This is a genomic window from Mycobacterium zoologicum, assembly GCF_020181635.2.
In the GTDB taxonomy this organism is placed as follows: domain Bacteria; phylum Actinomycetota; class Actinomycetes; order Mycobacteriales; family Mycobacteriaceae; genus Mycobacterium; species Mycobacterium zoologicum.
This window is the reverse complement of the sequence record NZ_JAYJJS010000054.1, coordinates 1-8,937: the sequence shown is the minus strand read 5'-3', so window position 1 is coordinate 8,937 and position 8,937 is coordinate 1. Positions and strand designations below refer to the sequence as shown.

The following is an 8,937-nucleotide window of genomic DNA, read 5'->3' as shown; positions in this document are numbered from 1 at the left end:
GAACAGTGGCTCACCGAACAGCGGAACAGTGGCTCTCACCCAGCGCAATATCCACTATAGAGTGCGGCGAGTCGGGCGGGTGGTGTTCTGCAGGGTGTATACCTCCACGTCTGACACATCAGCCGCCGCGCGGCCTGGGCGACGTATTGGTTGTGACTATGGACGGGTGAGCAGGGGAACACATCAATTGAGAGATTCTTGTATGATGTTGCAGTGAGAATTGAGACGTTCTCGTAGCATGTTGCGGGAGGGGTGAGGAGGTGAAATGCCGATGTCGACTACACGGGGCCATTACAACCGCGACGGTGTGAATGCCGCCCGGCGGTCCATTCTTGCTTCTCGCAACCGGTTCTGGCGTACGGCCGCCATGGGCACGGCGCCGTCGACTACACAGCGGTTGCTGGCCGAACTAGTGGCACAGGGGGAATTGCGCCACATCCGCAAGGGGCTGTATTGGCGCGGCATCAAAACACCGCTGGGTATGGCGCTACCGACACCTGACGCATTGGCTACCGAACTTGTCGGGCGAAAGGGCACCGGCCCAGCGGGGCTCTCGGCAGCGAACGCGTTGCGGCTGTCCACCCAGATTCCCCGCCGCGCTGAGTATGCCGTGGTGGGTCGCCCGCCGATCGGCGGTCCAATGGTGCATTTTGTGGATCGTTCAGCTCGCCGCGGTCGCGCTGAGCGAGCGCTGAACTTGACCGAGGTGGCGGCGTTGGAGGTGCTCGATGGGTGGGACAGGGTGATCGAGACTGGCCCTGGCGAGGCGATGGAGCGGCTAACGGGGCTCATCACCTCGGGCGTCATCGACCCCGACCGCCTCGCTGGCGCCAGTGACACGGAATCTGGTTCTGCGCGTGCACGGCTGCGCCACCTGCTGCACCGCGCGGGGCGCGCGGATCTCGCTGACAAGATGTCGGCCGCCGACCCGCGAGTTGAGGCCAAGGCCCTGGCCGGTTTGATCGCTGCATAAACGTGGCGCTTTGGCGTGAGGATGATCCAGAGATTTTCGCGGCCACGATCGTTGCTGCTGCTGAACAGCTGGGCGTGCAGCCCCTCGCGGTAGAGAAGGATTACTGGATTTGCGAGGTGCTGCGCACGATCGTTGCCGCTCACCGCGAGGAGATCGTATTCAAGGGCGGTACGAGCCTCGAGAAGCTGCGAATTATTCAGCGATTCTCCGAGGATCTCGACCTCCTCGTTCTAGGCGAGTATGCCAACGTGCGCGCCGCCAAGCGGGCGATGAAGACGATGTTGGACAGGGCGGCGTTGGCGATTGGCGTGGAGTACCGCGATCGGAAGTCGGCCGGCGACTTGGGAACTGCCAGGCAAGAGGCTTGGCTGGACCTACCTCTCGCCCATAGCGACCAGTTAGGCGGACTTGCCGATCCTAGGTCGGTACTCGTCGAACTGGGACAGGCCGGGGGACCAAAACCGTCGCTGCAAGCGCAAGTCGAATCGCTCTTGTACCGGGAGCTGTCGGCGACGGACCTCGTTGGTGGCCAGTGGGACGACCTGCGGCCGTTCGAAGTGACGATCCTGCACCCAGGACGCACGCTCATCGAAAAACTGCTGCGGGTCAACAACTTCATCGTAGATTCGACTAGGCGCGCCACCTTGCACGGGCTTCCTCGTATCGGGCGGCAGTTCTACGACATCTGGGCGCTGTTGGGGGATGCCGATGTCACGACGCTGCTCGCCGACACGGAAATAGTTCGCGACATCCTCGCCAGCGTATTCGAGGTGTCGCAGGCTTTCGGGGGCGATCATCCAATGCCCGATGGAGGCTTCGCCGCCTCCGAAGCGTTCAATCCAAGCGGCGAGTTCGCAAGAGACCTTCGCCGAGAGCACGACACCGCAATGGACACGTTCCACTACGGCAACGAACGGCCAACATTCGATGAGGTGCTGGAGCGAGTCCATTCATGCTCGAAACTCCTTGACCCCGAACGAGATTGACGCGCTTGCGCGTCGACCATACCAAGGACGGGCCACGGAGGTGATATCTGTGGGGGTCGGTATCGGTCGCGAACGGACGTGAGCAACCACAAAAAGTCCGCCCCGGTGCAGCTCAGATTGGATTTCTGCAATGCACAGCTAACAAAATTGTGTCCGAGGGGGGACTTGGCCACCTGCGACACGAGTGGAGGTCTTCCAACTCGGTGAAAAGTCGTAACAAAATGCCTGCTCGAACCCCTTCTACTGTCGGTTCAAGTCCGAGCCAGATGCATAGGAAACCACTGGTAGAGATCGCGGTGTTCGGTGCGTCCCGGACGCTGTCCCTGCGCGTCGGCCTGCACCAGGGGAACCGATCGACTCGAGGCTCGAAGCCGTCGCCCGCCACTACCACGTCCCCTTCGGCGACATCGCCACCGCAGTCGGTGTACTCAGCGTTCCGACCACTGCCGCCAGGCTGGTTGCGGCTTCCGGATACGGCGCTCACCGCATCTCGGCGGTAACCACCGTGCCTTTTGAGGACCTGCGGGCGATGACGTTGCGCCGCTACGTACACCTCACTGACGCCGAGGGACCGACACCCGCAGTCTCTGGATAACCACCAGGGCACCCAATTCTGCCCGACACTGCCTGGTTAACAATGCCGGACGCTGGCTCCTGCCGTGGTGACTCACCTGGACCTTCGCCTGCCCCCGGCGCCGCTGCCTCCAGTTCGACGACTGTCCACACTGCTATGCCCGTCAACCCCAGCGGTACCGGCCGCTGATCCTGACAGCTGGTACTAGGAGAAATCGTATTCGGGCGTGTCGTCGGCCTGATGCGTGAGTTGGTCGCGGACGATGAGGTGTGCCAGCGTTTTACCAGGAGCCGTCCCGAGGTTTCGAGCTTTTTCGAGATGTCGCTGTTCCGGGTTGGCGGCCGCCTCAGCGCGGAGCGTTGGGTGCGTTACTCGGCCACTGGGCGGTTCATCGCGGCAAGCCGGCGCTTGTCGCGGTGCCGACGGGCACGGGCAAGACGGCGATTGCTCTTGCGGCTCCCTACATCGTCGGGTCGAGTCGGACGTTGGTGGTCGTCCCGAGCACCCAGCTGCGTGGTCAGACCGTGGCCGCTTTCGAGAATCAAGACGTCCTTCGACAGGTGGGTGCGCTGGCCGGTGAGGCGAATCCGAAAGTCTTGGAAGTTAAGGGGCGGTTGACGTCTTGGCATGATTGCGAGGATGCCGATGTGGTGGTGGCATTGCCGCAGTCGATCAGTCCCGAGCACTACGACGAAGACTCCAAGCCGCCTGCTGGCCTCTTTGACTTGGTGGTCGTTGATGAGGCCCATCACGCGCCGGCTCGGACGTGGCGAGCGATCTTGGATCACTTCGATGAGGCCCGGAAGGTGCTGCTAACTGCAACTCCTCGGCGGCGTGACGGTAAGCGGGTCCCCGGCGAGATGGTCTTTCACTATCCGCTCCGCGCCGCGATGTCTGACGGCTACTACAAGAGCGTCGAGGCGAGGCTGCTCAGCGTCAATGCTTCTGCGGAGCGCCGCGAGTGCGACGAGTTGATTCGCGACGAGATTCTGGAGGAGTTGAATCGACCAGAGCACGCGTCGAGCACGCTGCTGGTTCGCGCCGGGACCAGGTCGAGGGTGACCGAGCTGGTGGCGCTGTACGGGGAGTCCGACGTAGACGTCGTCGCGTTGACATCTGATCTTGGCGAGGCCCGCCAAACGCAGATCCTTGACGGGCTGAAGGGCGGCACCATCCGCGCAGTGGCCGTCGTCGGCATGTTGGGGGAGGGCTTCGATTTACCGAGTCTTCGACTCGCCGCCTACCACGATAAGCACAAGTCGGTCGCATCGACTATCCAACTCATCGGCAGGCTCGTCCGTAGCCACCCCGATTTTCCCCAGCCGTCTGTCTTGGTGACCGTGCAGGATGCCGACGTCTACCCGGGACTAAGGGGCGCGTTGTGGGACCTCTACCAGGAGGATGCCGACTGGCCTTCGCTGTTACCCGGAATCATCGACGAAGCGATCGCCGACGAAGCGGCAGACAAAGCATTCGCCCAACAGCTCGCCAGATCTCCTGCCGAACTGTCCCTGGAGAGTCTGCGGCCGCTGGTCCGTGCCACGGTGTTCGAGGTGCACGATGACTGGGCGCCATCGTTTATCGACGGCACCGTGCCTGAGGGCCTCGTGCGTGGCAACGCCATCCGAGGACGGCAGGTCCTTTACTCGACAGTCACTCCTGATAATCGGACCCTCTTGTTGGTCACGCAGGGCATGCGGTCGCCTCGTTGGAACCACGACTCGGGCTTGGATTCGCCCGAGTACGCCCTGCACCTCATCACTTATCTCCCACCCACCGGAGCATCCCGTCTTCCGCTGCTGTTGGTGAACTCCAGCGACGGGACGATCATGCCCGCGGTCACCGAGGCGCTCGATGCAACTACCGAACACCTCCGGCCCGCAGACCCGGGGCGGCTGCAGCGAGCCTTCGACACCCTTCCACGACTCAGCGTGTCGAACGTCGGGGTGCGCAATACCTACGGCGGTGGCCGGGGCAGCGCGACTTACAAGATGTTTGCAGGGAGCGGTGTCGACCGCGGCATGCGTGAAGCCGACACCGCGCAGGCGGCAATCGGCCACGCGATGGCACAGGTAGGCGACGGTGCACGAAGCGCCGCCTACAACACCGGCTTTGCCGTCGAGAAGGCGAAGATCTGGGAGTCACGATACGTGCCACTTCGCGAGTATGACAGTGCTCTAATGGATTTCGCCGACCGTTACTGGTCTTCAACTGAGATCGCCGCGCCGTTGCTTCCGGCTGTCGCACGAGGAATTCGACTCGACAGCTTCCCTGAAGTAGCTGTCGCGGCCATCGAGATGCATTTCTTGCTCCTCGCAAGTGAATGGACTCTTCTGGATGGGTTCCCAATCGGCCGCCTCGATCTTCGGCACGACTTGGCGGTCGTCTCAAGCCAACAACTGATGTTCTCCACGGTCAGACCTGACACGGGGGCGACCGTCTGGTCCGGGTATCTCGACACCCAGGGCAACGTCGTGGACGCCGACGCACCTACCTCCATTAGACGAGGCCATCAGCCCCCGCGACCACTGGCCGATCTGTTATCGACGATGCCACCGACGGTGTACTTCCTCAACGGGCAGATAGTCAGCGGCGCAACGCTCTACCAGCCACCGACCGTGCAGCGGGATTTGACGCGCTGGACTCCGACCTTTCTTGACTGGAGCACCACCAACATCGAGAAGGAGACAGACCGAAGCGCCGAGGCCGCTGGTAAGGGAGATTCGATCCATCAGACGTTGCGAACTCACCTGACAACTCGGACGACAACTGCACGACGGCGCTGGGTCATCGAGAACGATGGATCCGGGGAGCTCGCTGATCTAATTGTCCTCGAACTTCACGGAACGGACGACGTTTTGATCGAGCTATGGCACGCGAAGCCCGCTAGCGGAGCGAATCCGTCTGTGCGAGTTACCGATATGCAGGTCGTTGTCGCTCAGGCCATCAAGAGTCGGCGGTGGCTCACGGATCGCGGACTCTGGAAAGAGATGGCCGATCGTTACTCCGGACTCAGTTCGCCAGCATTGAAACTGGTCGACGGCAGCGACAGTGAAAGCCTTCTAAGGGCGCTGTTAGGCCTGGTACCGCACCATCCTGGCTGGTCCCTCACCAACCGCCCGATGCAGCTCCGCGGCACCGTAGTGATCGCTCAGCCCGGCCTATCGTGGACCCGGTTGGAAGCCGCGGTTGAACATAGTGATCTCAGCGCCACGCAGATCCGCGACCTCCTTGCCGTGTTCGACGATTCCCTCGGCGCACTGGGCGATTCGGCACTGGTCTGTTCGCCATGAGATAACACAGGCCGCCGGGGCATCGAAAGTTGACTGGCTATTTTAGTGGCTGCAAGCGCAAGGTGCTAGGCGGCCGCGTAAAGCGGCGGCGGAGGCAGGCGGTGGACGCTCGACCGGCGGGTGTCGACATCAACGTCATAATTGTGCTTCGGGTGTCCTAGTTGTCCGGAGGAGCTCCGCCCGACAACTCGCTGAGTTGGTTGTATCGCACAAGTACGCGCTCCAGCGCGGATTGGAGACGATCGCGATGTGCGGGCAGCTTAGGGATCACCCGGTGGAGTTCTCGGCCAACTTTCTTCAAGGCTTCGTGCATGGACAGAAGTAGGTGCCACTTCTAGTCCTTGCTGAGTTTGTAGGTGATCGTACGGTGTGCCCAGCAGTCATTCCACGTGAAGTTTACGCGTTTGACAATTCCGTTCAGTTCCCAAGCCATGAACTCTGGCCGTTGGATAGATCCACGCAGTGGATTGTCAGGATTGTTGAATGCGCTCGGATTGTCCCTGCTCGGATTAAAGACGGTCAGCCCGAAACCTATTCCGTTCAGGTTGACGATTCCGCCGCCAACCCAACCATCGTTATGAATGAAAGGCTGGCAAGAGCAAAAATCGGTTGTTGAATCCTCCCATCGGTCGAACGGTCGAAATCGCAAACCATCGTGCGATGTGTCGCCTGCAACACACAGGCCCCACGTGCGCGGCCACATGGCACGGCCAAGCAGAACGTCGACAGCTTCAGGCGGAAAAGGGCTGACGATCTTGCCCTTCTGATGGCTGAAAGCTTTTCCAGCGACGTGGTTAAGGATGAGTTTCAGAACCCAAGCCTGGAAGTCGTCGCCGGAAATTGTGATTTCCTCGGGACCGCCCCATTCTCCCGCACCGTTCGCGAAGCGCAACGCGATCGTTCGAATAAAGGTGGCGATTGCAAGCGCAGCATCATCGGCGGTGTGCAAATTACTGTTGTGCGTTTTGCACAAGACATTTGCAACAAACTTCTTCGGCGAAACATACTGACGGATGCCAAACCCGGTATTGTGCTTTATCTTTAAGCCAGGATCATTGAATCCGTAGAGCTTGATCAAGGCATGCGAGACGAAGTGCTCTCCCGAAATTTTCGTCGAACAACCGCCGCGAGTATTGGCGTAGCACTTTGGATGACGGTAGCCCTCATCTGTTTCGGATTCTTCGCGTACATCGGTGTGGGCCGGCGCTGGTGCAAACGTCGCTCGAAATATCGGAGTGCCCGCCGGTGCCGCGACGGCCCCCGAATCATCGCCGGATTCGGCCGAGGATCGGAGGGTGATCAGTCCGCCCTCGGCATGGTTCCACTTGAACCCCTTTGCGTGTACCCGCCAGACGCGTGGGTCGACGCTGCCTGTTTTGCGCTGCGAGACGACCCAATCGCCGGGCTCGATCTGCTCGATGAAGACCTGTTCGATTGCGGCGACGTTGGCGGTGCGAACCACGTTCATGCCTCGAACCGTATTCGGCGGCTCCGACAGCTCGGGCCCGCCGCGCCGTTTGCTGTGTCGGGGTAGCTCCCGCAGCGTGGAGACGAAATGGAGGCCCTTTGGGGCGCGAGTGACGGATGTGACACGCTGGCAAACGCTTTGAAGCGGCGAAAACCCACCCGAACAGGACTTTCAGATAGTGCGCCGTCAGGTTTCGGGCCCTGGACCTGCTGATTAAGAGTCAGCGGCTCTCAGGGATGTCTGGGCCACCCCCGCCAACGCGCCATCGCTGTCGCCATCGCAGTCGGCCCGCACGCGGTTTTCCAAGATGACTGAGAAGGACCCGCTGCCGGACACGCCCATGACTGAGGCGGCACGTCGGGAATCCCTGATGAAATTGGCATCAGTCCCCGCGGACAGCAGACTCGTCGAAACGTACTGGCATGGAATGGAGCCGGTAGTGGAGCATGTGCACAGCGCGAACTGGCTCGGCACAGATGTCACCGTGCCGATCCTTGTCGGCGGCAAGGTCGCTGCCGACGTCCGGCAACCACGGGGGGTACCAACCAGAAGTCTGGTCTACGCCGACGAACGGACGGGGTCGGTTGCGATTCCCGATGACGCGTTGCCATTTGAGATGGTGCGCTCGGCGCATGCGTCATCTGAATGGCAAAATCATATGATTGGCCGCTGCCGGATGTCGCGGCCGACTGCATTCGTGCCGCGGTGTGTCCACGCTGCCAGGCGCGCCAGCGCAACAGGTCGGGGCAACGACGCAGACTCAGGGTTGCTCAAATGGGCCTTCATTGTCTCGTATGTCGTCGGTCTTGGCCTTGACATACTTGCCGAGCGGTCGTGGTTTGCCGGCGTATCGCCGAAACCATTGCGGGCCGTGCTTCGATGCCCAACGCCGGAAATGACGGCGTCGCTTATGGCCGATGTACCACCGCCATTGCTCTACGTCAGTCGTCGTGAGGTCCTGACGGATTGCTGCGGTTCGGATGGCCGCCCCAACGGTCTCGACCCACGAGAGCACGCACTTGGTGCGTGGGATCAGATCGAGTGGAAGCCAGAACACCCACCAAATCGCGTCGTCTGTAGAGGTCATGGTGTGCCTGACTTGCGGAGTGGAAGAGCCCTTGTTCAGCGCAGGGTCCGACTCCCTCCGCGGGTCGAACTTCTTGCCGTCAACTTCCAGATGAACGTGCACGTTGTGAAGTACTCCCGGCCCGGTCAGCCGTACCTCCACCACGCAGTACTCGTATACGACGCCTCCGTCCTCTTCGGAGTCGGCGTCTTTCTGGGCAAAGGCATTAAATTGAAAACTTCTGCCGCCCAGTGCATTTTGTGACAGAACTAGTTGCCGGTACGCGACGATAAGGGCTAGCAGGGTAGCGAGCGACACCGCGAACTGGAGAAAGCCGGGCAGTGAGTGCACCGACCAAGAGGCAACTGCTACCAGCGCTTCCCATAGCCAGCCCAGCACGGCTGCAATTGCACCACACACGTGAGAAAACGCTACGGTGTCGGATCATGCCGTCGGCGCTCGGGTCGAGCGGCGTGTCACGCTACCTACACCGCGTCGCCCGGGCTTGCAGCCAGCGGCTGGGTCGTTCCTGTGAGGGGGCGCGTTCTGGGGGGGGGGGGGGGGGGGGGGGGGGGGG

The 8,937-nt window shown here is 61.4% G+C and carries 5 protein-coding genes and 2 pseudogenes; 5 read left to right on the top strand and 2 right to left on the bottom strand.

Annotated features, from left to right (window positions below; translation table 11 throughout):
• Positions 1-265: 265 nt before the first annotated feature.
• The 4 genes and pseudogenes from K6T84_RS23395 (at position 266) to K6T84_RS23385 (ending at position 5,826) form a co-directional block, all read left to right on the top strand.
• A complete protein-coding gene (locus K6T84_RS23395) occupies positions 266-973 on the top strand; it encodes a hypothetical protein (RefSeq protein ID WP_329786943.1) in 708 nt (235 codons plus the stop codon).
• A 2-nt stretch (positions 974-975) separates the two neighbouring features.
• Positions 976-1,959, top strand: a complete 984-nt coding sequence (locus tag K6T84_RS23390) for a nucleotidyl transferase AbiEii/AbiGii toxin family protein (RefSeq protein WP_329786942.1) — start codon at positions 976-978, stop codon at positions 1,957-1,959.
• A gap of 343 nt (positions 1,960-2,302) precedes the next feature.
• A pseudogene (locus tag K6T84_RS23930) lies at positions 2,303-2,554 on the top strand (hypothetical protein); the annotation flags it as partial.
• A 248-nt stretch (positions 2,555-2,802) separates the two neighbouring features.
• The gene (locus K6T84_RS23385; RefSeq protein ID WP_329786941.1) at positions 2,803-5,826 is read left to right on the top strand and encodes a DEAD/DEAH box helicase family protein; all 3,024 of its coding nucleotides are present in this window, start codon (positions 2,803-2,805) and stop codon (positions 5,824-5,826) included.
• A 334-nt stretch (positions 5,827-6,160) separates the two neighbouring features.
• Here the strand turns inward: K6T84_RS23385 and K6T84_RS23380 are convergent, their stop codons facing one another.
• Positions 6,161-7,294 (bottom strand): hypothetical protein, encoded by a 1,134-nt coding sequence (locus K6T84_RS23380; protein WP_329786940.1) that lies wholly within the window; start codon positions 7,292-7,294, stop codon positions 6,161-6,163.
• Positions 7,295-7,537: 243 nt separating this feature from the next.
• Between K6T84_RS23380 and K6T84_RS23925 the strand changes: the two are divergent.
• Positions 7,538-7,865 (top strand): annotated as a pseudogene (locus K6T84_RS23925) (hypothetical protein); the annotation flags it as partial.
• A 189-nt stretch (positions 7,866-8,054) separates the two neighbouring features.
• Here K6T84_RS23925 and K6T84_RS23375 read toward each other — a convergent pair.
• On the bottom strand, positions 8,055-8,759 hold the full coding sequence (locus tag K6T84_RS23375; RefSeq protein ID WP_329786939.1) for a hypothetical protein: 705 nt from the start codon (positions 8,757-8,759) through the stop codon (positions 8,055-8,057).
• Between the last annotated feature and the right edge of the window lie 178 nt (positions 8,760-8,937).